This is a genomic window from Paracoccus sp. SCN 68-21, from assembly GCF_001724535.1.
GTDB lineage: Bacteria > Pseudomonadota > Alphaproteobacteria > Rhodobacterales > Rhodobacteraceae > Paracoccus > Paracoccus hibiscisoli.
Genome location: NZ_MEES01000021.1, coordinates 33,984 through 60,464, shown reverse-complemented (window position 1 = coordinate 60,464; position 26,481 = coordinate 33,984). Strand labels below are relative to the sequence as shown.

Annotated in this window: 29 protein-coding genes; 11 read left to right on the top strand and 18 right to left on the bottom strand. The window is 68.9% G+C overall.

All coding sequences use genetic code 11. From position 1 onward, the window contains the following. A partial coding sequence (locus ABS73_RS08865) for an SEC-C metal-binding domain-containing protein (protein ID WP_286693433.1) occupies positions 1–179 on the top strand: 179 nt, incomplete at its 5' end. Between the two features lie 102 nt (positions 180–281). Here the strand turns inward: ABS73_RS08865 and fmt are convergent. The 4 genes from fmt to def (ABS73_RS08845) are packed head-to-tail and all read right to left on the bottom strand — an operon-like array spanning position 282 to position 2,731. Then, positions 282–1,175: a methionyl-tRNA formyltransferase gene (gene fmt, locus ABS73_RS08860; protein WP_277024422.1), complete on the bottom strand. Its 894-nt coding sequence runs from the start codon at positions 1,173–1,175 to the stop codon at positions 282–284. A gap of 24 nt (positions 1,176–1,199) precedes the next feature. Continuing rightward, positions 1,200–1,700: a peptide deformylase gene (def, locus tag ABS73_RS08855; RefSeq protein WP_277024424.1), complete on the bottom strand. Its 501-nt coding sequence runs from the start codon at positions 1,698–1,700 to the stop codon at positions 1,200–1,202. A gap of 1 nt (position 1,701) precedes the next feature. Further along, on the bottom strand, positions 1,702–2,217 hold the full coding sequence (locus tag ABS73_RS08850) for a peptide deformylase (protein WP_277024427.1): 516 nt from the start codon (positions 2,215–2,217) through the stop codon (positions 1,702–1,704). Continuing rightward, the gene (def, locus tag ABS73_RS08845) at positions 2,210–2,731 is read right to left on the bottom strand and encodes a peptide deformylase (RefSeq protein ID WP_277024429.1); all 522 of its coding nucleotides are present in this window, start codon (positions 2,729–2,731) and stop codon (positions 2,210–2,212) included. The genes ABS73_RS08850 and def (ABS73_RS08845) overlap by 8 nt, the downstream gene beginning before the upstream one ends. An 80-nt stretch (positions 2,732–2,811) precedes the next feature. Here def (ABS73_RS08845) and ABS73_RS08840 point away from each other — a divergent pair, with 80 nt between their 5' ends. The 3 genes from ABS73_RS08840 (at position 2,812) to ABS73_RS08830 (ending at position 5,692) form a co-directional block, all read left to right on the top strand. Next, on the top strand, positions 2,812–3,996 hold the full coding sequence (locus ABS73_RS08840; protein ID WP_277024431.1) for a MalY/PatB family protein: 1,185 nt from the start codon (positions 2,812–2,814) through the stop codon (positions 3,994–3,996). Between the two features lie 146 nt (positions 3,997–4,142). Continuing rightward, entirely contained in the window at positions 4,143–5,105 is a 963-nt protein-coding gene (locus ABS73_RS08835) for an acetyl-CoA carboxylase carboxyltransferase subunit alpha (protein ID WP_277024433.1), read from the top strand. 356 nt (positions 5,106–5,461) lie between these two features. Further along, positions 5,462–5,692, top strand: a complete 231-nt coding sequence (locus ABS73_RS08830) for a hypothetical protein (RefSeq protein WP_277024436.1) — start codon at positions 5,462–5,464, stop codon at positions 5,690–5,692. Here the strand turns inward: ABS73_RS08830 and ABS73_RS08825 are convergent. From ABS73_RS08825 to ABS73_RS08815, 3 genes are read right to left on the bottom strand one after another with little or no spacing between them, the layout of a single operon-like run. Continuing rightward, a complete protein-coding gene (locus ABS73_RS08825) occupies positions 5,677–6,486 on the bottom strand; it encodes a lysophospholipid acyltransferase family protein (protein WP_277024439.1) in 810 nt (269 codons plus the stop codon). The two genes, ABS73_RS08830 and ABS73_RS08825, sit on opposite strands and share 16 nt — an antisense overlap. Further along, a complete protein-coding gene (locus tag ABS73_RS08820; RefSeq protein WP_136855484.1) occupies positions 6,483–7,385 on the bottom strand; it encodes a cell division protein FtsX in 903 nt (300 codons plus the stop codon). Before ABS73_RS08820 ends, ABS73_RS08825 begins: the two co-directional genes overlap by 4 nt. Before the next feature lie 8 nt (positions 7,386–7,393). Further along, on the bottom strand, positions 7,394–8,068 hold the full coding sequence (locus ABS73_RS08815) for a cell division ATP-binding protein FtsE (protein ID WP_136855328.1): 675 nt from the start codon (positions 8,066–8,068) through the stop codon (positions 7,394–7,396). 112 nt (positions 8,069–8,180) lie between these two features. Between ABS73_RS08815 and ABS73_RS08810 the strand changes: the two genes are divergently transcribed. Next, positions 8,181–8,963 carry a zinc-ribbon domain-containing protein gene (locus tag ABS73_RS08810; RefSeq protein ID WP_277024445.1) on the top strand — a complete coding sequence of 261 codons (783 nt, stop codon included), beginning with the start codon at positions 8,181–8,183 and terminating at the stop codon, positions 8,961–8,963. 4 nt (positions 8,964–8,967) lie between these two features. Here the strand turns inward: ABS73_RS08810 and ABS73_RS08805 are convergent, their stop codons facing one another. The 4 genes from ABS73_RS08805 to argH form a co-directional block, all read right to left on the bottom strand. Further along, positions 8,968–11,436 carry a DUF4175 domain-containing protein gene (locus ABS73_RS08805; RefSeq protein WP_277024448.1) on the bottom strand — a complete coding sequence of 823 codons (2,469 nt, stop codon included), beginning with the start codon at positions 11,434–11,436 and terminating at the stop codon, positions 8,968–8,970. Between the two features lie 68 nt (positions 11,437–11,504). Beyond that, positions 11,505–12,770: a diaminopimelate decarboxylase gene (lysA, locus tag ABS73_RS08800; protein WP_277024450.1), complete on the bottom strand. Its 1,266-nt coding sequence runs from the start codon at positions 12,768–12,770 to the stop codon at positions 11,505–11,507. Continuing rightward, complete coding sequence (locus tag ABS73_RS08795) at positions 12,771–12,938, bottom strand: argininosuccinate lyase (RefSeq protein WP_136855325.1); 168 nt, start codon at positions 12,936–12,938, stop codon at positions 12,771–12,773. Continuing rightward, positions 12,935–14,335, bottom strand: a complete 1,401-nt coding sequence (gene argH, locus ABS73_RS08790; protein ID WP_277024453.1) for an argininosuccinate lyase — start codon at positions 14,333–14,335, stop codon at positions 12,935–12,937. Before argH ends, ABS73_RS08795 begins: the two co-directional genes overlap by 4 nt. Before the next feature lie 22 nt (positions 14,336–14,357). Between argH and ABS73_RS08785 the strand changes: the two genes are divergently transcribed. Next, positions 14,358–14,906, top strand: coding sequence for a TlpA disulfide reductase family protein (locus ABS73_RS08785; protein WP_277024454.1), 549 nt, complete (start codon positions 14,358–14,360; stop codon positions 14,904–14,906). On the opposite strand, the gene ABS73_RS08780 is transcribed toward ABS73_RS08785, so the two are convergent. Beyond that, a complete protein-coding gene (locus ABS73_RS08780) occupies positions 14,884–15,459 on the bottom strand; it encodes a DNA-3-methyladenine glycosylase I (RefSeq protein ID WP_423805195.1) in 576 nt (191 codons plus the stop codon). The genes ABS73_RS08785 and ABS73_RS08780 overlap by 23 nt on opposite strands. Positions 15,460–15,570: 111 nt before the next feature. Here ABS73_RS08780 and ABS73_RS08775 point away from each other — a divergent pair, with 111 nt between their 5' ends. The 3 genes from ABS73_RS08775 to phbB all read left to right on the top strand — a co-directional run bounded on the left by ABS73_RS08775 (position 15,571) and on the right by phbB (position 18,460). Next, complete coding sequence (locus ABS73_RS08775) at positions 15,571–16,371, top strand: EAL domain-containing protein (RefSeq protein ID WP_136855482.1); 801 nt, start codon at positions 15,571–15,573, stop codon at positions 16,369–16,371. Positions 16,372–16,477: 106 nt separating this feature from the next. Next, positions 16,478–17,650 (top strand): acetyl-CoA C-acetyltransferase, encoded by a 1,173-nt coding sequence (locus ABS73_RS08770; RefSeq protein WP_277024457.1) that lies wholly within the window; start codon positions 16,478–16,480, stop codon positions 17,648–17,650. Positions 17,651–17,734: 84 nt separating this feature from the next. Continuing rightward, positions 17,735–18,460, top strand: a complete 726-nt coding sequence (gene phbB, locus ABS73_RS08765; RefSeq protein WP_277024460.1) for an acetoacetyl-CoA reductase — start codon at positions 17,735–17,737, stop codon at positions 18,458–18,460. A 71-nt stretch (positions 18,461–18,531) separates the two neighbouring features. Here the strand turns inward: phbB and ABS73_RS08760 are convergent, their stop codons facing one another. The 3 genes from ABS73_RS08760 to ABS73_RS08750 are packed head-to-tail and all read right to left on the bottom strand — an operon-like array spanning position 18,532 to position 19,716. Beyond that, positions 18,532–18,696, bottom strand: a complete 165-nt coding sequence (locus tag ABS73_RS08760) for a YdcH family protein (RefSeq protein ID WP_136855319.1) — start codon at positions 18,694–18,696, stop codon at positions 18,532–18,534. Positions 18,697–18,755: 59 nt separating this feature from the next. Further along, positions 18,756–19,514 (bottom strand): tRNA1(Val) (adenine(37)-N6)-methyltransferase, encoded by a 759-nt coding sequence (locus ABS73_RS08755; protein ID WP_277024464.1) that lies wholly within the window; start codon positions 19,512–19,514, stop codon positions 18,756–18,758. Continuing rightward, positions 19,507–19,716, bottom strand: coding sequence for a putative signal transducing protein (locus ABS73_RS08750; RefSeq protein WP_136855317.1), 210 nt, complete (start codon positions 19,714–19,716; stop codon positions 19,507–19,509). Before ABS73_RS08750 ends, ABS73_RS08755 begins: the two co-directional genes overlap by 8 nt. A 75-nt stretch (positions 19,717–19,791) precedes the next feature. On the opposite strand from ABS73_RS08750, the gene ABS73_RS08745 reads away from it, so the two are divergent. After that, complete coding sequence (locus ABS73_RS08745; protein WP_277024467.1) at positions 19,792–20,793, top strand: polyprenyl synthetase family protein; 1,002 nt, start codon at positions 19,792–19,794, stop codon at positions 20,791–20,793. Between the two features lie 141 nt (positions 20,794–20,934). Here ABS73_RS08745 and ABS73_RS08740 read toward each other — a convergent pair whose 3' ends face one another. After that, positions 20,935–22,266 (bottom strand): ammonium transporter AmtB, encoded by a 1,332-nt coding sequence (locus tag ABS73_RS08740; protein ID WP_277024468.1) that lies wholly within the window; start codon positions 22,264–22,266, stop codon positions 20,935–20,937. A 354-nt stretch (positions 22,267–22,620) separates the two neighbouring features. On the opposite strand from ABS73_RS08740, the gene ABS73_RS08735 reads away from it, so the two are divergent. Further along, positions 22,621–24,900, top strand: a complete 2,280-nt coding sequence (locus tag ABS73_RS08735; protein ID WP_277024470.1) for a transglycosylase domain-containing protein — start codon at positions 22,621–22,623, stop codon at positions 24,898–24,900. An 88-nt stretch (positions 24,901–24,988) separates the two neighbouring features. On the opposite strand, the gene ABS73_RS08730 is transcribed toward ABS73_RS08735, so the two are convergent. Then, complete coding sequence (locus ABS73_RS08730) at positions 24,989–25,591, bottom strand: MlaC/ttg2D family ABC transporter substrate-binding protein (protein ID WP_277024471.1); 603 nt, start codon at positions 25,589–25,591, stop codon at positions 24,989–24,991. After that, positions 25,581–26,384 carry an MlaA family lipoprotein gene (locus ABS73_RS08725; protein WP_277024474.1) on the bottom strand — a complete coding sequence of 268 codons (804 nt, stop codon included), beginning with the start codon at positions 26,382–26,384 and terminating at the stop codon, positions 25,581–25,583. The genes ABS73_RS08730 and ABS73_RS08725 overlap by 11 nt, the downstream gene beginning before the upstream one ends. Between the last annotated feature and the right edge of the window lie 97 nt (positions 26,385–26,481).

Here is a 26,481-nt window from a genome sequence, read left to right as displayed (position 1 = left end):
AGGCGCAAATGTCGCCCAGCCCTCCGACCCCGGCCGCGCAGCCTGTTTCTGCCGGACAGACGGGCGCCCGCCCCGGATTCGACGAGGCGGACCCCTCGACCTGGGGGAACCCGGCGCGCAACGACCTGTGCCCCTGCGGTTCGGGCAAGAAGTTCAAGCACTGCCACGGCGCGATCTGAGCCGCAGCCATAGCGCGGATTGCGTCCCGCGACAGCGGTCGCGCCCGCCGGGCGGGGGCTGCGCCCCCACCACGGTCGGGCGCGACGGGGCGGTTCCCGCCCCTATCCCAGCCGCGCCGGCAGCGCCCAGCCGCGCAGCAGATCATCCGGGGTCATCGGCCGCTTGCCCGCCCGCTGCGCCAGCGTGACGCGCACCGCCCCCGTGCCGCAAGCGACGGTGAAATCCGGCAGGATGGTGCCCGGCGTATCGGACCCTTGGGCCAGCGTGCTGGACAGAAGCTTGACGCGTTCGTTGCCCACCATGCACCAGGCGCCCGGGAAGGGCGACAGGCCGCGGATCTGGCGGTCGATCTGTTCGGCGGGGCGGGTCCAGTCGATCCGCGCCTCGGCCTTGTCAATCTTGGCGGCGTAGGTCACGCCTTCCTCGGCCTGCGGCACGGCGGCAAGCGGCAGGCGGTCCAGCACGTCGGTGATCAACGCGGCGCCCATCGTGGAGAGGCGGTCGTGCAGGGTGCCGGTGGTCTCCTCCGGGCCGATGGGGGTGCGCTCCAGCGCCAGGACCGGGCCGGTGTCCAGCCCCGCCTCCATCTGCATGATCGCGACGCCGGTCTCCGAGTCCCCCGCCAGGATCGCGCGATGGATCGGCGCCGCCCCCCGCCAGCGCGGCAGGATCGAGGCGTGGATGTTCAGGCAGCCCAGCCGCGGCGCGTCCAGCACCGGCTGCGGCAGGATCAGGCCATAGGCCACCACCACCGCCACATCCGCCTGCAGCGCCGCGAAATCGGCCTGATCGGCCGCATCGCGCAGCCGGGCGGGCGTGCACACCGGCAGGCCCAGCGCCTCGGCCGCCTGCTGGACCGCGGAAGGGCGCGGTTTCTGCCCCCGGCCCGCGGCGCGGGGGGGCTGGGAATAGACGGCCACGACCTCATGGCGCGCGGCCAGCGCCTGCAGGGCGGGCACGGAAAAATCGGGCGTGCCCATGAAGATCACGCGCATCGGCGTCTCCTTGTCGGTTGGCCCTCAGCGCCGCGACAGCTTGGCCGATCGCGCGACCAGCATCTTGCGGCGCAGGGGGGTCAGGTGGTCCACATAGACGCGGCCCGCCAGATGGTCGATCTGATGCTGCACGCTGGTGGCCCAGAGGCCGACGAAATCGCGATCCTCCATCACCCCCTGATCGTTCAGGAACCGCACCGTCACCGCGCGGGGGCGGGTCACGGGCGCGGAGACGCCGGGCAGGTTGGGGCTGGCCTCCTCGTGGACGCGCATCTGGCCGCTGGCATGCAGCACCTGGGGGTTGGCCATGCGCACCGCCTGGCCGCGCGCGGATGAGGCATCGACCACGGCCAGCGCCATCATGATGCCGATCTGGGGCGCGGCCAGGCCCACGCCGGGCATGGCCTCCATCGTGTCGATCATGTCGTCCCAGATCATGCGGACGGTGTCGGTCACGGCCTCGACCGGATCGGCGGGGCGGTGCAGGCGCGGGTCGGCATAGGGCAGAAAGGGTCGGGTGGCCATGTCAGTCCTTCACGATCAGCAGGCCGTCCAGATGATCGGCCTCGTGCTGCGCGATGCGCGCAGGCTGTCCCTCCATGTCGCGCAGATGATAGCGCCCGTCCAGATCGTACCACGCAATGCCGATGCGCAGGGACCGCGTGACCGCGACCGGGCGGTCGGGGATGGACAGGCACTGCTCCTGCTGGGTTCCGGTCTCAGGGGACTGCACCAGGATCTCGGGGTCGCACAGGACCAGCGGGTCGGGGGCACCGTCCTTCCAGCCCGCATCCATCACGAAGATGCGCCGCGCGACGCCGATCTGCGGCGCGGCCAGACCGCGCCCGCCCGCGTGATACATCGTCGCCAGCAGATCAGCCGCCAGCGCGCGCAGCTCCGGCCCGCTGAGAAAGCCCGCCGGTTCGCAGCGCAGGCGCAGCCGCGGGTCGGGCCACAGCACGATGTCGCGCAGGGTGCCGCCCGCCAGATCGCCCGTCAGATCGGGGCGCGTCCAGCCGCTGGCACCCGCGCGCTCAGGCACGGGCCAGGTCTCGCTTCAGCTTGACCATCTTGCGGGTGATCATCTGGCGCTTGATGGCGGACAGGTGGTCGATGAACAGAACCCCCTCCAGGTGATCCAGCTCGTGCTGGGCGCAGGTGGCCCACAGCGCGTCGAACTCACGCTCGTGGGTCTTGCCGTCCAGGCCCAGCCAGCGCATGCGGATCTGGGCGGGGCGCGTCACCTCTCCGTATTGCTCGGGGATGGACAGGCAGCCCTCCTCATAGGTGTTCAGCGCCTCGGATTCCCAGACCACCTCGGGGTTGACCAGCACCAGCGGCGCGGGTTCGGCCTCGGGCTCGCGGGTGGCGTCCATAGTGAAGACGCGCAACCCCACGCCGATCTGCGGCGCGGCCAGACCGATGCCGGGCGCGTCATACATCGTGGCCAGCATGTCGGCGGCCAGGGTCTCGATCTCGGGCGTGATGCGGGCCACGGGCTGGGCCACCTTCTTCAGGCGCGGGTCGGGGTGGATCAGGATGGGTCTCAGGCTCATGGCATCGGATTTAGGCCAAGCCTTCACCATAAGCAACAACCCCGCTATGCAAGGCATGTCGCACCCCCAAGGAGGCCGCCATGACCCAGCCCGATTTCGACCGCATCATCGACCGCCGCGGCACGCAGTGCAGCAAATGGGACGACATGCAGGCGGCCTATGGCGTGGACCCGGGTGACGGGCTGGCCATGTGGGTGGCCGACATGGATTTCGCGCCCCCCGCCTGCGTGCAGGCCGTGGTGGACCGGGCGGCGGCACATGGCGTCTATGGCTATCCGGGCGCCAATGCCCCCTATCTGGCGGCGATCGGCTGGTGGATGGAACATCGCCACGGCTGGCGGATCGACCCGTCCTGGCTGCTGACCTGCGCGGGGCTGGTGAACGCCGTGGCGATGGCGATGGCCGCCTATACCCGGCCCGGCGACGGGGTGATCGTGATGGCGCCGGTCTATCACGCCTTCGGCCGGGTCATCCGCGCGGGCGGGCGCGACCTGGTCGAGCTGCCTTTGGCGCTTGACGACGGCCAATACGTCATGGACTGGCCCGCATGGGAGGCGATGCTGACCGGCCACGAGCGCATGCTGATCCTGTGTTCGCCCCACAATCCCGGCGGCCGCGTCTGGTCCGAGGATGAGCTGCGCCAGGTCGCCGATTTCTGCATCCGCCACGACCTGATCCTGATCTCGGACGACATCCATGCCGATCTGGTCCTGCCGGGCAGCCCGCGCCACCGCGTGATGGCGACCGTCGCGCCGCAGGTGGCCGACCGGCTGGTGACGCTGACGGCGGCGACCAAGACCTTCAACATCGCCGGCGCCCATATCGGCAACGCGATCATCGCCGACCCGGCCCTGCGCGCGCGGTTCCAGGGCGCGCTGGCCGCGGCGGGGGTGTCGCCCGCGATGCTGGGCCAGGACATGGTCGCCGCCGCCTATTCGCCCGAGGGCGCGGCCTGGGTCGATGCGCTGGTCGGTTATCTGGACGGCAACCGCCGCCTCTTCGACGACGCGGTGAACGCCATTCCGGGGCTGCGGTCCATGCCGCTGCAGGCGACCTATCTGTCCTGGGTCGATTTCCGCGCCACCGGCATGACCAATGCCGAGATCACCCGCCGCATCCAGACCGACGCCCGCATCGCCGCCAATCATGGCGCGACCTTCGGGCTGGGCGGCGACGGCTTCATGCGGTTCAACATCGCCACACCCCGCGCCCGCGTGATCGAGGCGACCGAACGCCTGGCTGCGGCCTTCGCCGATCTGCAGTAAGGCAACACCAGCGTGCGTTGTCGGTGTACAGCCTGTGCACGTCCTGTGCATGAGGGGTGGCCGGGCTGTGCGGCCCCCCGGCCGCGTTGCAACCCGGACGCGCTGACCCTATATAGCGCCAAACCCGAACCCCAAAGGCACCCCGCATGGTCTATCTGGATTTCGAAAAACCGCTCGCCGATATCGAGGGCAAGGCCGAGGAACTTCGCGCCATGGCCCGCAAGGGCGAGGGGGCCGTCGATCTGGAAAAAGAGGCCGCGGCGCTGGACGCCAAATCCGGCGACCTGCTGCGCGATCTGTACAAGTCCCTGGACCCGTGGCGGAAAACCCAGGTGGCCCGCCATCCCGACCGCCCGCATTGCAGCGATTACATCGCCGCCCTGTTCACCGAATACACCCCTCTGGCCGGCGATCGTGCCTTTGGCGACGACCATGCGGTGATGGGGGGGCTTGCGCGCTTCAACGATGCGCCCTGCGTGGTGATCGGGCACGAGAAGGGCAACGACACCAAATCGCGCATCCACCACAATTTCGGCATGGCCCGCCCCGAGGGTTATCGCAAGGCGATCCGCCTGATGGACATGGCGCACCGGTTCGGCCTGCCTGTGATCACGCTGGTCGACACGCCCGGCGCCTATCCCGGCAAGGGCGCCGAGGAACGCGGCCAAAGTGAGGCCATCGCCCGCTGCACCATGAAATGCCTGGAGATCGGCGTGCCGCTGGTCAGCGTCATCATCGGCGAGGGTGGGTCCGGCGGGGCCGTGGCCTTCGCCACCGCGAACCGCATCGCCATGCTGGAGCATTCGATCTATTCGGTGATCTCTCCGGAGGGCTGCGCCTCGATCCTGTGGAAGGACGCAGACAAGATGCGCGACGCCGCCGAGGCGCTGCGCCTCACCGCGCAGGACCTGAAGAAGCTGGCCGTCATCGACCGCATCATCCCCGAGCCCCTGGGCGGCGCGCAACGCGCCCCATCCGAGGCGATCGGGGCCGTCGGCCGGGAAATCGCCGCCATGCTGGCCGAGATGACCGACCAGAAACCCGCACAGCTGATCAAGGACCGCCGGGCCAAGTTCGTGGCCATGGGCTCCAAGGGTCTGGCGTCCTGAAGCACACGAACCTGTGACCGACCTGCAACAGCCGCCCTGAAACGGGGCGGCTGTTTCCACATGCCATCTTGCGCGACATGCAAGCCTGGGCCAGCGTGGGGACCTGCCTGCACCCCATGCGCGAAAGGAGGGGCCTTATGACATCACGTTCCAATGCCCCCGCCCTGACCCGCACCGGTCCGCTGCGCGCCCTGTCGTCGCGACAAGACGCCTGACCGCCGCAAGGCAGATCTATCCGACACCCTGACCCGACACAACCGCATCCCGCGGCCCTGTCAGCATGGCGTCATCCCATCCCTGAACCCCAACGACCGCACAAGGCCCCGCCCTGTCCGGTCCCTTTTTCGGAGAGCCCGATGATTGCCGACCTGAATCCGCAAAGCGCCCGCCTGCGTCCCGCGATCCACCGCCTGATGGCCCGACATGGTGCGACGGCGGTCCTGTGGGCCGCGATCCGTGCCGCCCTGCTGCCACGGCGCAGGCGGCCCAGGCCGCCGGACCCCTATCACCTCAGCCCGCATATGCGGCGCGACATCGGCCTGCCGCCCGCAGCCCCGTCCGTCCCCCGCTATTACGAATTGCGGTAAAGATCGGTCCGGGCGGCGTCATCGGCGTCGCCCGGTTCCGGCAGGGCCAGCCCGGCTTCGGCCATCAGACGGTCGGAATGGGTCTCGATCTCGGCCTGCAGGCGCGGCATGAAGCCGTCGGCGGGCACGTCGGGGCCGATCACCGGCAGGAACTCGACCACGGCGCGACCGGGGCGGATACCCCAGCCGCCGCGCGGCCAGAACAGGCCGGTGTTCACCGCCACGGGCACCACCGGCAGACCGGTCGCGGCGCGGATCGTGGCCACGCCCTGCTTGTAGGATTTGCGCTGCCCGGGCAAGGTGCGCGTGCCTTCGGGATAGATGATCAGCTGGCCCAGCCCCTCGCCCGACATGCGCTGGTTGATGGTGGCGCTGATCGCGGCCATCGCGTCGCGCCCGCGCGCGCGGTCGATGGGGATGCAGCCGGTCTTCCACGCATACCAGCCCATGATCGGCACGCGCATGACCTCGCGCTTCATGATGAAGGCGCGGCGGGGCACGGCATGGGCGATGACCATGATGTCCCAGAACGATTGGTGTTTCGCCGCGACGATGCAGTCGTCGGTGGGCGGCGTGCCGCGGATCTCGCAGGTCAGTCGCAGATGGATGCGCGCGGCCCAGACCATGTAGGCGATCCAGCGTGTGGCAATGCGGTTCGCGCCCGCGCGCCCGTGGCGCAGCGCGGGCAGGCCCAGCAGGCCGATGACCAGCGTGGCCAGCCCCACATGCAGATAGAACAGGATGTTCTGAAGGTATTGCCAGCGGGTCAGGGCACCCGGACGCGGGTCGTTCATCGCACGGCCTCCAGCATGTTCAGCGCGGCCCACCGCGTCGCGGCAAAGCCCACCACCGCCGCGATCAGCGGAATGGTCAGCGGCAGCAGCCAGTCCCAGCCCTGAAAGCCCAAGCCCGTCATGAAGCCACCCGCCGCGCTGGTATCGGGCAGGATGGCGATGCCCGCCATGCCCGCCAGCGTCCCCACCGCAGACCCCATCGCCGCGCGCCGGGTGAACCGGCGCACGAAGGCCGTGGCAATGGTCAGGTCGCGCGCCCCGATCAGGCGCAGCACGCGGATCACCTGGACATTCGCGGCCAGCGCCGCCTTGGCCGCCAGCGTGATCATCGCGGCCGAGGCCGCCCCGATCAGCAGCAGCGACACGATCCCCAGCATCCGCAGCCGGTTCGCGGCGGTGACCAGCGGGCGGCGCCATTCGGTATGATCGTCCAGCACTGCGCCGGGCACCTCGGCCTCCAGGCGCAGGCGCAGGCCCTCGGTGTCGAAACCCGCATCGACGGGCAGGTCGATCAGCGCGGGCACCGGCAGTGCATCGACCGGCATGTCGGGGCCGAACCACGGCTCCAGCAGGGTGGCGACATCCTCGGGGGGCAAAAGGCGCGGCGTGCCGGTGCCCGGTGTCGTCTGCAGGATGGTCATCGCGGCCTGGGCCAGCGCGTCCTGATCGGCGGCGGGCGCGCTGACGCGCACCGTCACGCTGCCGGCCAGTTCGGACGACCAGCGGTCGGCCAGCCGCCCCGTGGCCAGCGCCAGCGCCAGCGCAAAGACCGCCAGGAACGCCATCGCGCCCGCCGAGAACAGCGTCAGCTGCGCGGTGAACCCGGTCGGCGGCACGATCCGGTCGCCCGCGCCCCCCTTGTCGCCCATCAGGCCCTGCCACAGCGATCCGATGTTCATGCGCGCGCTCATAGATCCGCCCCCGCCAGATGCAGGCTGCCGCCGGTGATCCGCAGGACGCGCGCCGTGACCTGCGCCTTGGTCGCGCGGATCAGGTTCAGGTCATGGGTGGCCACCAGCACGGTCTTGCCCGACTTGTTCAGCTCGATCAGCAGTTGCATCAGCCGCATGGACATCTCCCAGTCCAGGTTGCCCGTCGGCTCATCCGCCAGCACCAGGTCGGGCGACAGGATCACCGCGCGGGCCAGCGCCGCCCGCTGGCGTTCGCCGCCCGACAGAGACGGCGGCAGGGCGCGGGCGTGGTGGGTCAGCTGGACCCAGCCCAGCAGATCGCGCAGCGCCTCCATGTCCACGGCCTCTCCGGCGATGGTCAGGGGCAGGGCCACGTTCTCGGCCACGGGCAGGTGGTCCAGGAATTGCGGGTCCTGATGAACCACGCCCACGCGGCGGCGCAGATCGGCGATATCGTCGCGCGACAGGGCGCGCATGTCCTGGCCGAATGCGGTCATCTGGCCCGAACTGGGCAGCAGATCCGCAAAGCACAGGCGCAAGAGCGTCGTCTTGCCCGAACCCGACGGCCCGGTCAGGAAATGGAACATGCCCGGCTGCAGGGTCAGCGTCATGCCCGACAACAGCTCGTCCTGGCCGTGATAGCCAAAGCCGACATCCCGCATCTCGATCAAGCGCCACCTCTTTTCCGCTCTGGCCCGTCTGATGCGGGCCCTGCCTGCCGGCGCGTCTTGGAAGCCGGACCTGCGCTTGATAGAACAGCGCCACGACGAATGCGAGGGTGGCATGGCTGAATTCACGTTGATCTGTCCGGGTTGCGGTGCGGAATACGCCCTGCCCCGCGATGCCATCCCCCCCGTGGGCCGCGAGGTCGAATGCAGCGATTGCGGCCATGTCTGGCAGGCCCGCCCCCCAGCCCCGGAGGGCCGCCTGGATCTGGGCAGCTTCACCCGCCCGCGCGCGTCCGACGCCCTGCGGTTCGACGAGGACGACCCGCGCCCCGCCCCGCCCCTGCCCCCGGCCAGCAAGCGCCTGTCCCCCGATGTCCTGGACATCCTGCGCGACGAGGTCGAGCACGAACGCCGCCTGCGCGAGGCCGAGGCGCAGCCCGCCCCCGGGCACCCCTCCGATGAGATCGAGTGGCCCGCCACCACCGTCGTGCTGCCCGATCCGGGCAGGCCTGCGCCCGGCCCGGGCAGTCCGACCGTGATCCGCCATCCGGCCACCCGGCCCGCACTCGAACCCCGCCCCGCGCCATCGCCCAGCCCCGTGGCACAGCCGACGCCCAAGGCGGAACCCCAACCCGCATCCCGGGCCGCCACCGACGGGAATCCGGCGCCCCGGCCCGTGCCGAGCGCCCCGCAGCGCGACACCGCGTCCGAGCCGCAACGCGGCGGCTTTGCCTTTGGGTTCGGGCTGATGCTGGCGGTCGCGGGGGCGGTGGTCGCGGTCTATCTGCTGGCCCCGGCCCTGGCCGGGCGCGAGGACGCGCTGTCGCGCCAGCTGCTGTCCTGGCGCGCCGATCTGGATGCGTTGCGCCTGTGGCTGGCGCAGATGGTGGGGCGATAGGCCCTCAGAACCGGTCCAGCAGGCGGCCCAGATAGTCACGCTCGTCCTGGGGGCGGTCGGGCTGACCGCTGCGGCGGCGAATCTCGTCCAGCAGATCGCGAGCGCGGCGCGCAGGGTCGGCGCCTTCGGCCAGCGGATCGCCATTCGTGATCACATTCCCCCCGCCCGAGCTTTCGCGCCCCAGAGGGTCCAGCATCGGCTGCCCCTGATAGGGCTGCTGCCCCGGCCCGCCTTGGGCGGTCTGGCCGGGCTGCTGTCCCGGCTGCTGGCCGTCCTGACCCTGTTCGCTCTGCTGACCCTCCTGCCCCTGCTGGGCCAGCATGTCGCCCAGGGCGCGCATCCCCTCGCGCATGGACTGGATCGCGTCGGCCTGCCGCTGCAGGGCCTGCCCCGGATCGCCGTCGCGCAGCGCCTGTTCGGCCTCCTCCATGGCGCGGCCCGCCTCATCCAGCTGGCGGCGCGCCGCATCCCCTTCGGGAGAGCCCTGCCCCGGCATCAGCCCCTGCTGCTGGCCCAGATCCTCGCGCAAGCTCCGCTGGCGGTCGGCCAGACTGTCGCCGCCCTCGCCGGGCTGTTCGCCCTGACCGAACTGGCGCTGCATGTCGCGAAACGCCTCGTCCGACAGCTGCTGCTGCTCGCGCAGGGTGTCGGCCAGGCGGTTCATCGGCTGGCTACCCTGCTGGCCCTCTCCCTGGCCCTGGCCCTGGCTCTGCTGGACCTGCAGGTTCTCCATCATGCGGTTGAACTGCTCCAGCAGGGCCTCGGCCTCGGCCATGCGGCCCTCGTTCATCAGGCGCTGGATCTCGTCCATCATCTGCTGGATCTGGTCGCCGGTGATCGTCTGGCCCTGCTGGCCGCCCCGGTCGGGGCTGTCGGTCTGATCCTGTTGCTGGCTCTGCTGGGCCAGCATGTCGGTATAGGCCTCGGTCGCCTCGCGCAGTTCGTCCATCAGGCGCTGGATCTCATCGGGGCTGGCGCCGTTGCGGATCGCCTCGGACAGGCGCTCCTGCGCGGCACGCATGCGCTGCAGCGCATCGGCCAGCCCGCCATCCTCCAGCTGCACGGCCGCCTCCCACAGGGCCTCGGCCAGGCGGTCGCGATCGTCGGGGGCCAGCGCGCCGCCCTCCAGCAGGCCGACCGCGCCGCGCAGTTCGGCGTAAAGGTCGTCCGCGACGAACCCGTCGGGCTGCCAGGTGACGGCGCGCAGGATCTCGGCAGTGCGGCCCGCATTGTCGCGCGACCACAGCAGATCGCGGCGCATCTCGATCAGCGTCGCGGCAAAGGGGTTGAAGAACCGCCGCCCCGGCAGGGCCAGCGCCATCGGATCGGACTGGCCCACCTGCTCGATCCCGTCCACGGCGCGCAGCGTGATGCGCACGGGCAGGTTCGCCCAGGGGTGGCGCGACAGATCCTCGGCCAGCTGGCCCTGCACGGCCCGCCGGTCGCCGCGCGGCAGGGGCAGGTCCAGCGCCACCGCCTCGCGCGGTTCCGGCGCGATGGCCAGGCCGAACCGGCGATCCACGGCCTCCAGGTCCAGCGCGATCTGCGCCTGCGCCAGGACGATACCGTGATCGTCCTCGGCCTCGAAATCCTGGATCATGCGGCCATCGGCGCGGCGCGTGGGGGCGGCGCCCGCGCGGATCACCGGCACCGCGTCGGGCAGGACGGTCACGTCCAGCCGCCAGCCCGCGACCGTGATGCTGCCCGATTGTTCGGCGCGAAAGGCGGGCGCAGTCGGGTCGTCGCCCACAGGGGGTCCGATATCCTGCACGACCTCGGCCCCGCCGCCATAGAGGCGAAAGCTGACCGCGCTGCCCTTGGGCAGGTCCAGCGGCTGGCCCTCGGCCCATGCGTTCAGATAGATCGTCGGGCGGCGGGTATAGGCGGGCGGCTCGGCCCAGCCCTCCCACAGGGGGCCGGTCGGCAGGGCGGTCCCGGCCACGGGCGGGTTCACCGTCGCGGCAATCGCGCGCAGCCCCTGCCCCACCTGGCCGCCGCCGCCAAAGATCAGCGCCATGACCAGCGCGACCATCCCCGCCAGCCGCAGCGCATAGGGGTCGCGCGGGGCCAGATCGGCATCGGGCCGCACCGCGCGGGCGGCCATCGCGGCATCGCGCATCTGCGCCAGATGCGCCTGCCACAGCGGCCCGTCGCCGCCGATCGCGGGGCGATCCGTCAGCGCGGTCAGCGGTCGTCCGGGCAAGGTCCCGTCCAGCCGGGCCACGGCCTCGGCCCGGCGCACGCGGCGAAACAGCCACCCCCCGCGCCCCGCCGCCGCGATCACCGCCAGCAGCCACAGACCGACCAGCCAAGGCAGCACCGCATCCGGCAGCGCCGCCACCGCCCCAAGCGCCAGCGCCGCGACCCCAAAGGCCATCAGCGTGGCCAGCGGCCAGAAGGCGCGCGCGCCCCGTTCCCAGACCATGCCATAGCGTGTCAGGCGCAGGGCGCGGGCCACCGGGCCCTGCGCCATGGCCGGGATGTCGTGGGGGCTCCGGGGGCTGTCCGCCCCCGGGCTTTCGGTTCCGCGATGTCGCCGGATCAAAGCCATGCCGGGATGCTATCGCGCCCCAGCATCTCGTCATATGTCGGTCGCGCCCGGATGACGGCGAAGTGATCGCCCTGCACCAGAACCTCGGGGACCAGCGGGCGCGAATTGTATTCCGACGCCATCACCGCGCCATAGGCCCCGGCAGACCGGAACGCGATCAGCGCCCCTGCCGTCAGCGCGGGCAGATCGGCGCCCTTCTGGAAGGTGTCGCCCGATTCGCAGACCGGACCCACCACGTCATAGGGGCGCACCGGCGCGCCGACCGCGGCCTCCATCACCGGGACGATGTCGTGATGCGCGCCATACATGGCCGGGCGCAGCAGGTCGTTCATCGCCGCATCGACGATCAGGAAATCGCGATCCTCGCCGTTCTTCACATAGATCACGCGCGACAGCAGGATGCCCGCATTGCCGACGATATTGCGGCCCGGCTCGATCTCGATCTCGCAGCCCAGATCGCCCACAGTCTCACGGATCACCTGGCCGTATTCAATGGGCAGGGGCGGCGCGGAATTGTCGCGGCGATAGGGGATGCCCAGGCCGCCGCCCAGATCCAGCCGGGTGATGGCATGGCCTTCGGCACGCAGCGCGCGGGTCAGTTCCGCCACCTTCTGATAGGCGGCGCGGAACGGGGCCAGATCGGTCAGCTGGCTGCCGATATGGACGTCCACGCCCACGACGCGCAGCCCCGGCAGGGACGCGGCCTCGGCATAGACGGCCATCGCGCGGCTGATCGGGATGCCGAACTTGTTGTCGGACTTGCCGGTGGCGATCTTCTCATGCGTCTTGGCATCGACGTCGGGGTTCACGCGGATGGCGACGGGCACTGTCGCGCCCATGCTGGCGGCCAGGGCAGACAGGGCGTGCATCTCGGGCTCGGACTCGATGTTGAACTGGCGGATGCCGCCATCGATCGCCATGCGCATCTCGGGGATGGTCTTGCCCACGCCCGAAAAGACGATCCGCTCGCCCGGCACGCCGGCGGCCTTGGCGCGGGCATATTCCCCGCCCGAGACCACGTCCATGCCCGCGCCCAGATCGCCCATCAGCTTCAGCACGGCCAGGTTGCTGTTCGACTTGACCGCAAAGCAGACCAGATGGTCGGTCCAGTCCAGCGCCTGCCGGAACAGGCCAAAATGCCGCGTCAGCGTCGCCGCGGAATAGACATAGACCGGCGTGCCGACCTGGCTTGCGATGCAGGACAGGGGCACGTCCTCGGCGTGCAACTCTCCGTTGCGATAGAGGAAATGGTCCATCTACAGATTGGCCGACACGCCGAACCGCGCGTCACCGCTGACCGAGACGCCCATCTGCTGCTGCAGGGGCTTTTCGACCGGGCGCTGCGGGGCGCCGTCCACGCCGCAGCCCGACAGGACCACAGCCGCGACAACCAGCACGACGACGATGATGACAATGTTTCTCATGCCAGTTTCTCCTTCCAGCGGGCGATCTGCGCGCGCACCTGCGCGGGCGCCGTGCCGCCATAGCTTTGGCGCGAGGCGACCGAATTGTGCACGCCCAGCACATTGAACACATCCTGCGTGATCTGACCATGCACCGATTGCATCTGCGCCAGCGACAGATCGGGCAGATCGACGCCGCCCTGTTCGGCCAGCGCCACCAGCGATCCGGTCACGTGATGGGCGTCGCGGAAGGGCAGGCCCAGCTCGCGCACCAGCCAGTCGGCCAGGTCGGTCGCGGTCGAGAACCCCGCCCCCGCCGCAGCCTCCAGCCGGTCGCGGTTGGCAGTCAGGTCCGACAGCATCCCGGTCATCGCAGCCAGCGCCAGCATCAGCGTGTCGGCGGCGTCAAAGACCTGTTCCTTGTCCTCCTGCATGTCCTTGGAATAGGCCAAGGGCAGGCCCTTCATCACCGTGAACAGCGCGACCGTGGCGCCCAGGATGCGGCCGATCTTGGCGCGGATCAGTTCCGCCGCGTCGGGGTTGCGCTTTTGCGGCATGATCGACGACCCGGTCGACCACTTGTCCGACATCGACACAAAGCGGAACTGCGCCGACGACCAGATCACCAGCTCCTCGGCCAATCGCGACATGTGGACGGCGCAGATGCTGCTGGCCGCCAGGAATTCCAGCGCAAAGTCCCGGTCGCTGACCGCATCCAGCGAATTGGCCATCGGGCGGTCGAAATCCAGCGCCGCGGCGGTCATGTCGCGGTCGATGGGATAGCCCGTGCCCGCCAGTGCCGCGGCCCCCAAGGGCGATTCGTTCATGCGCCGGCGCGCGTCCTGGAACCGCGACAGATCGCGGCCGAACATTTCGACATAGGCCATCATGTGATGGCCCCAGGTCACGGGCTGCGCGGTCTGCAGGTGGGTGAAACCGGGCATGACCCAATCGGCGCCCGCCTCGGCCTGCGACAAAGCCGCGCGGATCAGCGCGGTGAGGCCATCAATCGCCGCGTCGCATTGATCGCGCACCCACAGCCGGAAATCGGTCGCCACCTGGTCGTTGCGCGACCGGCCCGTGTGCAGGCGGCCTGCGGGCTCGCCGATGATCTCCTTCAGGCGGGCCTCCACGTTCATGTGGATGTCCTCCAGGTCGGTGCGGAAGGCGAACTGGCCCGCCTCGATCTCTGACAAGACGGTGAGCAGGCCTTTCCCGATGGCCTCGGCATCGCTACCCTCGATGATGCCCGTGGCCGCCAGCATGGCGGCATGGGCGCGGCTGCCCCGGATGTCCTGTGCATAAAGCCGCCGGTCGAACCCGATCGAGGCGTTGATCGCCTCCATGATCGCGTCCGGCCCGGCGGCAAAGCGCCCGCCCCACATGCTGTTGGCGGAGGTCTGGGGCCGGTCGGTCATGAATTCGTCCTTCGGAGGTCACATGCTGCGTTCCGCCCTGCTTTATACGGCCCTTGTTTTCGGTGCAAACACCGCCTTCGCGGCAGAGCCCGACTGGCAGGCCGCCCGCGACGGGGGCTTGGACAAGCTGGTCGTGGCGGAAACCCCGGCCCCTGTGGCCCAGACCGAATTCTCCGACCGCGACGGGGGCACGCATACGCTGGCCGACTGGCAAGGCAAGGTGGTGATGCTGAACTTCTGGGCCACCTGGTGCGCGCCCTGCCGCGAGGAGATGCCCGCCCTGGACCGCCTGCAGGCCGAGCTGGGCGGCGATGATTTCGAGGTGGTGACCATCGCCACGGGTCGCAACGCCGTGGACCGCATCGACGCCTTCTTCGAGGAGGTCGGCGTCGAGAACCTGCCCGTGCTGCTGGACCCGCGCCAGCAGGTCGCGCGCGAGATGGGCGTGGTCGGCCTGCCCGTCACCGTGCTGATCGACCGCGAGGGCCGCGAGGTGGCCCGCTATCTGGGCGATGCGGAATGGGATTCGGACGCCGCCAAGACGCTGGTCACCCAGCTGACAGCGCCCTGACGGGCGCATGCCTGTGGCAGGTCACGACATGGTCGTTCACCATGCCCGTGGCCTGCATGAAGGCATAGGTGATCACCGGCCCGCAGAACCCGAAGCCGCGCGATTTCAGCGCCTTGGACATGGCACGCGATTCGGGGGTGTCGGTGGGGACGTGGCTCAGGTCCGGCCAGTCGTTCTGGATCGGGGCACCGCCGACGAAGGACCACAACCAGGGGGCGAACCCCTCCTGCGCCTCGATGTCCAGAAAGGCGCGGGCGCCGCGGACGGTGGCCTCGATCTTGCCGCGATGGCGGATGATGCCGGGGTTGCTCAGCGCGCGGTCGATGCGCGCCGCGTCCCAGCCCGCCACGCGCTCGGGGTCGAACCCGTCGAATTCCGCACGAAAGGCGTCGCGTTTCCTCAGGATGGTGATCCAGGACAGCCCGGCCTGGAACCCGTCCAGCACCAGTTTCTCCCACAGGGCGCGGGGATCACGCTCGGGCACGCCCCATTCGGTGTCGTGATAGGCGACATAGACCGGCTGGTCCCCGCACCACCCACAGCGGTCCATCATCTGTTAACCCAAAAGTGAATTACCCGTCACATTTCACGCCAGCTTAAGCCAATATGGGCAGACTGCAAGCAGACCCGACTCGGTAAGAGGCCGCCCGTGAGCGACAGAATAATGGATAACAGCTCGCCCCTTGAGGACGCGATCCGCCATCAGGACCGCATCACCCTGGCGGCCGTCTCGGCGGCCGTCGAAAAGGGCAGCGCGACCCTGGCGTTTCAACCCATCGTGCAGGCGCAGAGAACCAAGACCCCCGCCTTCTACGAAGGGCTGATCCGCATCATCGACGACAGTGGCCGCCTGGTGCCCCTGCGCGATTTCATGCCCCAGGCCGAGGTGACCGAGCTGGGGCGCAAGATCGACTGCCTGTCGCTGTCCCTGGGCCTGCAGACCCTGGCCGAGGACCCTGGCCTGCGCCTGTCGATCAACATGTCGGCCCGGTCGATCCTGTATCCCGAATGGATCAACACGCTGCGGCGCGGCGTCTCTGACGATGTCACGTTGGGCGAGCGTCTGATCCTGGAGATCACCGAAAGCTCGGCCATGGGGATGCCGAACGAGGTTCAGGCCTTCATGGCCGAGGTGCAGGCCTATGGCATCAGCCTGGCGCTGGACGATTTCGGGGCGGGCTATACCTCGTTCCGCTATCTGCGCGACTTCTGCTTTGACATGATCAAGATCGACGGCCAGTTCATCCGCGAGATCGCGGCCAAGCCCGACAACCAGGTGCTGACCCGCGCGCTGCAATCCATCGCGCATCATTTCGACATGTTCACCGTGGCGGAATCGGTCGAGACCGCGGATGAGGCGGCATTCCTGATCGATATCGGCATTGATTGCCTTCAGGGCTACTACTTCGGCGCGCCGACCATCGCGCCGCCCTGGAAAAAGCCGCCCTCCCTCGCAAGCCGCTGATCGGGCCTCTCCGTCGAAAGTCTCAGGCTTGTGCTTGACCTTGGGTGACGAAACAGCATCCTGACCGCAGGCCGGTTCGTCCGGCAATGATGGGAAGGAGTCTGTCGTGACCAAAGCCGTAATCGTTTCCGCCGCCCGTACCCCGGTCGGGAGTTTTCTGGGGGCCTTTGCTAATGTTCCTGCGCACGATCTGGGCGCGGCCGTCCTGGCCGAGGTCGTCCGGCGCGCCGGCATCGACCCCGCCGAGGTCGACGAGACGATCCTGGGCCAGGTCCTGACCGCAGCCCAAGGGCAGAACCCCGCCCGTCAGGCCCATATCAAGGCCGGCCTTCCGCAGGAATCCTCGGCCTGGGGCATCAACCAGGTCTGCGGCTCGGGTCTGCGCGCCGTGGCGCTGGCCGCCCAGCAGGTGATCCTGGGCGATGCCCGCGTCGTGCTGGCCGGTGGCCAGGAAAGCATGTCGCTGTCCGCACATGCCGCCTATCTCCGTGCCGGTCAGAAGATGGGCGACATGCAGTTCATCGACACGATGATCCGCGATGGGCTGTGGGACGCGTTCAACAACTATCACATGGGCCAGACGGCCGAGAACGTCGCGAACAAGTGGCAGATCAGCCGCGACCAGCAGGACGAATTCGCGCTGGCCTCACAGAACAAGGCCGAGGCCGCCCAGAAGGAAGGCCGTTTCGACGACGAGATCGTCGGCTATACCGTCAAGACCCGCAAGGGCGACACGGTCGTGGACAAGGACGAATACATTCGCCACGGCGCGACCATCGAGGCGATGCAGAAGCTGCGCCCCGCCTTTGCCAAGGACGGATCGGTCACCGCGGCCAATGCATCGGGCCTGAACGATGGCGCGGCCGCGGTCATGGTGATGACCGAGGACGAGGCCGCGCGCCGCGGCCTGACGCCCCTTGCCCGCATCGCCAGCTATGCGACCGCCGGTCTGGACCCCGCGATCATGGGCACCGGCCCGATCCCGGCCAGCCGCAAGGCGCTGGAGAAGGCCGGCTGGTCGGTCGGCGACCTGGATCTGGTCGAGGCGAACGAGGCCTTTGCCGCCCAGGCTTGCGCGGTGAACAATGACATGGGGTGGGACCCGTCCATCGTGAACGTGAACGGTGGCGCCATCGCCATCGGTCACCCGATCGGCGCTTCGGGCGCGCGGGTGCTGAACACGCTGCTGTTCGAGATGCGCCGCCGCGACGCGAAGAAGGGCCTCGCCACATTGTGCATCGGCGGCGGCATGGGCGTTGCCATGTGCCTGGAGCGCTGACGCCACTTCCCGCGCGCAATGATCTTGCGCGCGGGAACGCCATTGATTAGCAATATTTCAAGTACCAAAGTAGGAGGGGGAAACATGTCCAAAGTCGCACTTGTCACCGGGGGATCACGGGGAATCGGCGCCGCCATCTCGAAGGCGCTGAAGGATGCGGGCTATACCGTCGCGACCAATTACGCCGGCAATGACGACGCCGCGCGCGCCTTTACCGAGGAAACCGGCATCAAGACCTACAAATGGTCGGTCGCCGATTACGACGCCTGCGCCGAAGGCATCAAGCAGGTGGAGGCCGAGCTGGGCCCCGTCGCCGTGCTGGTCAACAACGCGGGCATCACCCGCGACGCGATGTTCCACAAGATGACCCCGCAGCAGTGGAAAGAGGTCATCGACACCAACCTGACCGGGGTCTTCAACATGACCCACGGCGTCTGGAACAGCATGCGCAACGCCAAGTTCGGCCGCGTGGTCAACATCAGCTCGATCAACGGGCAGAAGGGTCAGGCCGGTCAGGCCAACTATTCCGCCGCCAAGGCAGGCGATCTGGGATTCACCAAGGCGCTGGCCCAGGAGGGGGCACGCGCGGGCATCACCGTCAACGCGATCTGCCCCGGCTATATCGGAACCGAGATGGTGCGCGCCATCGACGAAAAGGTGCTGAACGAGCGCATCATCCCGCAGATCCCCGTCGGCCGCCTTGGCGAACCCGAGGAGATCGCGCGCGCCGTGGTGTTCTTGGCCGCGGACGATGCCGGTTTCATCACCGGGTCGACGATCAGCGCGAATGGCGGCCAGTACTTCGTCTGACGCTTGCGAAACAGGCAAGGCCCGCGCGATCCGCGCGGGCCTTTTTGGTGGAGTCGCCGTTCATCGACGGGTCAGTGGCCAAGGCGGCTGATCTGCTCCTTGAGGCGAAGTTTCTTGCGCTTCATCTCGGTGATTTCGAGGTCGCTGGCACCGGGGCTCCTCTGCGCCCTCTCCACAGCAACCGACAGGTTCTGATGCTTCTTGCGAAGCTCCTCGACATGGGAAGCAACCGTCATCGCGTACTCCTCTGTAGTTGTCTCGAACAACTCCAATGCACCACGGTTTTTCGATTCTGTCACGAGACTTTCGCAATTCCCATGTCGATCGGCGCGCCCCCGCGCAACACGCGGGCAGCCAGCGGGGTCAGATCCTCGGCGTCGCGGTCGTGGCGGGGCGCGGCATGGGTGATCAGCGGCGCCAGAAGGCGCAGCGGGCTGCGCGCGCCCTTGCGTGCCGCGACCAGCACGCGCCCGGCAGGCACCCCCGCGCGGGCGGCCACGGGCAGCACCGTCACGGCCCCCGCCCTGCCCCACAGTGCGGCCATGACCCCGTCCAGCCGGTCGGCACGCTGGATCACCGTCAGCCACCCCCCCGGCGCCAAGCGCCTGAGGCCCGCGTCGATCCAGGCGGCCAGCGGGGTCTGCTCCGACCGGGCGGTCGCGCGGCCCGCGTCGGGCGCGGGCGTGCCGCCCAGGAAATAGGGCGGGTTCATCATCACCAAGTCGAACATCGCGCCCCGCAGCGCCTCGGGCGGGGCCGCCAGATCGCCGGTCAGCACATTCAGGGCCACGCCGTTCGCCGCCGCGTTGGCCCGCGCCAGGTCGGCGTAATCGGCCTGCCGCTCCAGCCCGGTGATCGCAAGGCCCGGCACCCGCCAGCCCAGGCACAGGCTGGCCACCCCCGCCCCGCAGCCCAGCTCCAGCACCGCCTGCCCCGGCCGCGCAGGACAGGCGGCGGCCAGCATCACCGCATCCGCGCCCGCGCGATAGCCGCGCGCGGGCTGACTGATCCGCAGCCGCCCGTCCAGAAATCCGTCGATGCGGGTGTCAGTCATCCAGCCCGTTGTCGCGCAGGATGGCGCGGGCCATGAATTCGTCGCGATCCGCGACCATCAGCCGCGCGGGCAGGATGCCGATGGACCCCTCCAGCACGCTCATGTGCTGATCCATGGGGAATGTCATGATCCCCTCCGATTCCAGCAGGCTGGTGGCGGCGGACATGCGGACGGGATCGTTGCTGCGGAAAAGCTCTTTCATGGCCGGGACGTTAAGCGGCGGTTGCGCATTTGTCGATGCCGTGGCAATGCGTGGGGCGCAGACACGGGGTATGCTATGACTGTGCAGGACAACGTCCGCAAACCGCTGGACCGGCTGACCGAGGCCCTGACCGACGACATGGCGGCGGTCAACGCGCTGATCCGCGACCGCATGGCCAGCCGTCATGCCCCCCGCATCCCCGAGGTGACCGCCCATCTGATCGAGGCCGGCGGTAAGCGCCTGCGCCCGATGCTGACCTTGGCGGCCGCGCGGCTGCTGGGCTATGCGGGGCCGTGGCACATCCATCTGGCCGCGACGGTCGAGTTCATCCACACCGCCACGCTGCTGCATGACGATGTCGTGGACGAAAGCCGCCAACGGCGCGGCAGGCCCACGGCCAATCTGCTGTGGGACAACAAGTCCAGCGTGCTGGTCGGCGACTATCTGTTCGCCCGCAGCTTTCAGCTGATGGTCGAACCCGGCAACCTGCGCACGCTGGAAATTCTCGCCAATGCCAGCGCCACCATCGCCGAGGGCGAGGTGCTGCAGCTGACCGCCGCGCAGGATCTGGCGACGGATGAAAGCGTCTATCTTCAGGTGGTTCGTGGCAAGACGGCGGCGCTGTTTTCCGCCGCGACCGAAGTGGGCGGCGTCATCGCCGGTGCCCCTGACGATCAGGTGCAGGCGCTGTTCGATTACGGCGACGCCCTGGGCATCAGCTTTCAGATCGTCGACGACCTGCTGGATTACGGCGGCGCGACCGAGACCATCGGCAAGAACGTCGGCGACGACTTCCGCGAGCGCAAGCTGACCCTGCCTGTGATCAAGGCCATCGCCAAGGCCACCCCGGAGGAGCGCGTCTTCTGGACGCGCACCATCGAGGCGGGCGACCAGCGCGAGGGCGATCTGGACCAGGCGCTGGCCCTGCTGGCGCGTCACGGCGCGATGGAGGCCGCCCGCGCCGATGCGCTGGCCCATGCCGCCCGCGCGCGGACCGCGCTGCAGGTGCTGCCCGCCCATCCGATCCGCGACATGCTGTCGGACCTGGCCGATTTCGTGGTCAGCCGCGTCGCCTGAAACACCCCCTTATTGACCGGTCATGGCGCGTGCACAGGATGTGCACAGCCTGTGCACAGGCTTGACCGCAAACGGCTTTCCCGAACGCGGAAGGGGCGAGCCGCTTGCGCGACCCGCCCCCTCTCCGGGAAGAGACCGGTGTTACTTGGCCTGCACGAAGTCGGGATAGGCCTCCATGCCCATCTCGCTGATGTCCAGACCGCTGATCTCGGCTTCCTTGCTGACGCGGATGCCCATGGTGACCTTGAGGATGGTCCAGACCGCCAAGCTGAGCAGGAAGACGAAGGCGCCGATGGACAGCACGCCGATGGCCTGCGTGACATAGCTGGTATCGGGGTTGGTGGCCGGGACGATCATCGTGCCCCAGATGCCCGCGACCAGGTGCACCGGGATGGCGCCGACCACGTCGTCGATCTTCAGCCGGTCCAGCAGCGGGACCACAAAGACCGCGATCGCGCCGCCCGTGCCGCCGATCAGGATCGAAGCGAAGATGGTGGGCGTCAGCGGCTCTGCCGTGATCGACACCAGGCCGGCCAGCGCGCCGTTCAGCACCATGGTCAGGTCGATCTTGCCGTACAGAAGCTGCGTCACGATGATCGCCGCGACCGCGCCGCCCGAGGCCGCCATGTTGGTGTTCACGAAGATCCGGCTGACATCGGCCGCGTCATTGATGGAGCCGATGGCCAGTTGCGAGGCGCCGTTGAACCCGAACCAGCCCAGCCACAGGATGAACGTGCCTAGGGTGGCCAGCGCCAGGTTCGAACCCGGCATGGGCTGCTGGCGGCCGTCGGCGCGGTACTTGCCGGTCCGTGCGCCCAGCACGATGGCACCGGCCAGCGCCGCGAAACCACCCGCCGCATGGACCAGGGTCGAGCCTGCGAAGTCCGAGAAGCCGATTTCCGACAGCCAGCCGCCGCCCCACTGCCAGCTGGCTTCGATGGGATAGATCAGGCCGGTCAGAACGACGGTGAAGATCAGGAAGGGCCACAGCTTGACCCGCTCGGCGAGGGTGCCCGACACGATGGACGCGGTGGTCGCGCAGAACATCAGCTGGAAGAAGAAGTCCGATCCGGCGGAATAGTCGTCGCCCGCGACGGCGCCCGCGACGGGATCGATGGATTTCGGGCTGAAGATCTCTCCGATCCAGCCGGCGACGGTCCAGTCGCCCGGATACATCAGGTTATAGCCGATCAGCCAGTACATGATGCCCGCAATGGCAAAGAGCGAGATGTTCTTGAACAGCTGCGTGGTCACGTTCTTGGAGCGGACCAGGCCCGCCTCCAGCATGGCAAAGCCCGCGGCCATCCACATGACCAGGAAACCGCCGATCAGGAACAGCAGCGTGTTGAAGATGTAAGCGACATCCGCGCTGACGGCGACCGCCGCCTCCACGGGCGCCGCGGCCTCCTGGGCTGTGGCGGGGAAGGCCGCCAGCGCGCCAAGGCTCGCGATGAGCGGGAGGGTCTTGTTCATGTCCTGTAACCTCGCTTGGTGCCGCAGCCGCCGGTCCGGCTGCCTGTCGACACTTTCATCTGCAATTCCGTCCCGTCGGCAAAGGTGCGCCGCCCCGACCGGGTGCCGGAATCCTGAACTGCCCATGGAACAGGCGGAAATGGGCGGCACCGCCTTCTGTTTACGCAGCACCTGTTCGGGCATCGGGCAGGATGCCCCTTCGTTGGGCACCCTGCCCGATGCCGGATCAGCGCCGCATCGCTCTGCGCCCATCACGGATTGGTCAGCCCAATTCCCCTTGCGGCCATCTTGCTGTAGGCTGCCCGTCAATCGGGCCGGACCAACCGGCATCGCAGTCACGCAGGCATCCGACGCATGAAACGACCCTCCGGCACCCCGCCCCGCTCGGGCAAGAGCCCTATTGCCGACAAGCGCAAGGCCCCCGAGCCGACCCCGCGCGCGACCCGCAAGGTCAAGCGGCATCGCAGACCGCGGCGCGGCGGCATCCTGGGCTGGATCGCGGGTTTCGTCACGCTGATCTGGCGAATCGTCTGGGGATCGGTCTGGCGGCTTGGCATGGTGGTCGCGCTGATCATCGGTGCGGCCAGCGCCTATTTCTATGTCGGCCTGCCCGAGGCAGAGGATCTGTTCGACGGCCGCGCGCGCGGCAGCGTCACCATGCTGGACCGCGACGGGCGCGTCTTTGCCTGGCGCGGAGAGACCTATGGCGCGGTCGACAGCAGCCAGATCGCCCCGGTCCTGCGCGAGGCGGTGATCTCGGCCGAGGACCGGCGGTTCTATCGCCACCTGGGCGTCAGCCCGCGCGGCATCGCCAGCGCCATCCGCATCAACCTGGCCGCGGGCCGCGGCCCGCTGGAGGGGAATGGCGGGTCCACCATCACGCAGCAGGTCGCCAAGCTCTTGTGCCTGGGCGACACCTTTGATCCGACGCAATTCGCCAACGAGGCCGAGTTCGAGGCCGAATGCCGCTCGGGCGGGGTGTGGCGCAAGATCAAGGAGATCCCCTTCGCCTTTGCCATGGAGGCCAAGTATTCCAAGGACGAGATCCTCAGCATTTACATGAACCGCTCCTATCTGGGCGGCGGCGCGCGGGGTTTCGAGGCCGCATCCCAGGTCTATTTCAACAAGCCGGCTAGCCAGGTCAGCACCCCCGAGGCCGCCATGCTGGCGGGCCTGCTGCCCGCGCCAAGCCGATTCGCCCCCACCGCCAGCCTGGAGCGGGCGCAGAACCGCGCCAGCGTCGTGCTGGGCCTGATGCATGAGGAAGGCTATCTGACCGATCAGGAACTGACCCAGGCCCGCGCCAACCCCGCCACCCTGTCGCAGGCCGCGACCGCGCGGGCGGGCGGCTATTTCGCGGATTGGCTGATGGAATCGGGCCCCGGCTTCCTGACCAGCGAGACCACCGAGGACGTGACCATCACCACGACCTTTGACCAGCGCATTCAGCGCGCCGCCGAACGCGCATTGCAGCGGGTGTTCGACGAAAAGGTCCGCGACGGCTCTGCCTCCGAGGCGGCGGTGGTGGTGATGTCGGCGGATGGCGCGGTGCGCGCCATGATCGGCGGGCGCGACACGCGCGTGAACGGCGTGTTCAACCGCGCGACCCAAGCCAAGCGGCAGACCGGCTCCAGCTTCAAACCCTTCGTCTATGGCGCGGCACTGGAGGCGGGCTATTCGCCGGGCGACCGGGTCGAGGACGGGCCACTGACCATCCGCATTCCCGGCGGGCGCAACTGGTCGCCCCAGAACTATACCCGCAACTATCGCGGCATGGTCACGCTGACGCAGTCGCTGGCGCAGTCGCTGAACACCTCGACCATCCGCCTGCAGGAGGTCGTGGGCCGCGACCAGGTGATCCGCGTCGCGCGCGATTTCGGCATCGTCAGCAACCTGACCACCAGCCCGTCCTTGGGCCTGGGCGCGTCCGAGGCCACGCTGCTGGAGCTGACCGGCGCCTATGCGGGCATCCGCAACGGCGGCACCTCGGTCGCGCCCTATGGCGTGGTCGAGGTCACGATGCAGGGCGACGACCGCCCGCTGATGGGCCAGACCGGCGGTTTCGGCGAACGCGTCATCAGCCAGCGCGCGGCGGGCCAGCTGATCTACATGATGCAGCAGGTCATCAGTTCGGGGACCGGCACGCGAGCCCAGTTGGGCTCGCGCCCGGTCGCGGGCAAGACCGGCACCACCAGCAGCTATCGCGACGCCTGGTTCGTGGGCTTTACCGAGCAATACGTGACCGGCGTCTGGATGGGCTATGACGACAACACGCCGCTGTCCGGCGTCACCGGCGGCGGCCTGCCCGCCGAGATCTGGCAGGCCGTGATGTCCGAGATCCATGACGGCCTACCGGAACTGCCACTGTCGACCGTGTCGCCGGATGGCAGCGGGATCATCATGTCCTCGGGGGGATCGACGCCGCAGGTGGTGACCAGCGGATCGGCGGACGACCCGCTGGCGGCGGCGCTTGCCGGGGTGATGAACAGCGTCGAGGCGCAGAGCAGCGGCCGCGTCATCGGTGGCCCCGGCGATGGGGCGGGCGGCCCGCCCGTGACGCCGGGCAGCAGCGTGGGCGCCGATTCGGACGATGCGCTGTCCCGCGCGCTGCAGGGAATCCTGGGCGGGAACTGACCGTCCCTCAGCGCCAGCAAGGAAAAGCCCCGCCACGATCGCTCGTGGCGGGGCTTTTTATGGCCTGGGGGTGACGGTCGCGGCCCGCTCAGCCCGCCTGCTGCAAGGCGGCGGTCAGGGCGGGCATGCTACCGCGTTCGCGCGCCAGCATGGCGCCGATCTCGGCACGTTCGCTGGCCAGCATGTTCACGCCCTCGATGATGATGTTGAAATACAGATCCTGCCCCGAGCGGTTCGAGACATGCCACTCCACCTCCATCGGCGCGCGCCCGTTCAGATGCGCGACCGAGGTCACTGCGAAAAAGCTCTTCAGCGGCCGCGCGCCCGTTACCTCGATGCGCGAGCCGATGAACTCGCGGAACCGCGCCCCGTACTTGCGCCCGACATAGCCCTGGAACGCCTGGCGATAGGCGGCGAACTCGGCCGCATCGGCCTGACGCGCCGCAGGCCCCAGGGCCGAGCGCGCGATCACGTCCACATCGGCATAGCGGGCAAAGATCGCCTCGAACTGCTGATACATCTGGGCAGCGGGCTGGCCCGAGTTGATGACCTGATACACCTCCTCCAGCGACCGGTCGATCAGGGCATGCGCGCCATTGGCGTCCAGCGCATAAGCCGGGCGCCAGGGCAGCACCGCCGCCACGCCCACGCAGGCGATCAGGCCCAGAAAGCCGCGCCGGTCAGTCCTCATAGGGGTCCAGGACGTGCGCATCGTCATAGGGGTCATAGTCGTCACCGGATTCTCCCAGGTCGTGGCGTCGGTTCATCAGCCAGATCAGCCGTGTCTGCGCATAGCTATCCGCACTGCCCCGCAGAATGCCATCCACGGTATCGCCGAAGCGCGCCCGATCACCGGCTTTTGACGCCACCCGCAGCGCGAAGACCGCCCCCGCCTCGCGCCCGTCCAGCAGATGATACAGCGGATCGATCAGCAGATCGACCACCTGCCCCACCGCGTCGCGCTGTGTCGAGGGGCCCAGGACCGGCAGCTCCAGATAGGGGCCCTCGGGGACGCCCCAGACCGCCAGGGTCTCTCCGAAATCGGTATCGCGTTCGGACAGGCCAAAGCTGTCGGTGGCCGGGTCGAAGATACCGCCCAGACCCACCGTGCTGTTGACCGCAAAACGCGTCAGGTTGGCACCCGCATCGCGCGGGCGCCCCTGCAGCAGCCCGTTCACCGATTTCACCGGCAGCGACAGGTTGCGCCCGGCATTGATCACCATCTGCAGCGGGCCGATGGGCGCATCCGGGTCGCGCGGCGCGCGCTCGCCGCTGCCCCGCAGGCGGTTGGCCACGGGGGCGATCACGCGCGCATCCAGCCCCTTGTTGAAGGCGTGGACGCGGCGGTTCTGCGCCTCGAACGGGTCGTTGATGGCGATGCCCTGCGCAGGGGGGTCCTGAGGCGCGGAGGCCGGGCTGCACCCGGCGACCAGCGCGCAGGCCAGCAGGGCGGACAGGACGGGGCGGCGATGGGGGACGGTCAAGGAAATCCTAACCTTTCTGTGCAAGGATCGAGGCGGGCTGGCATAAGTCTGGCGCGGTGATATGGTCGCGACAACAGTGAGACAACCCCCGCCTTGC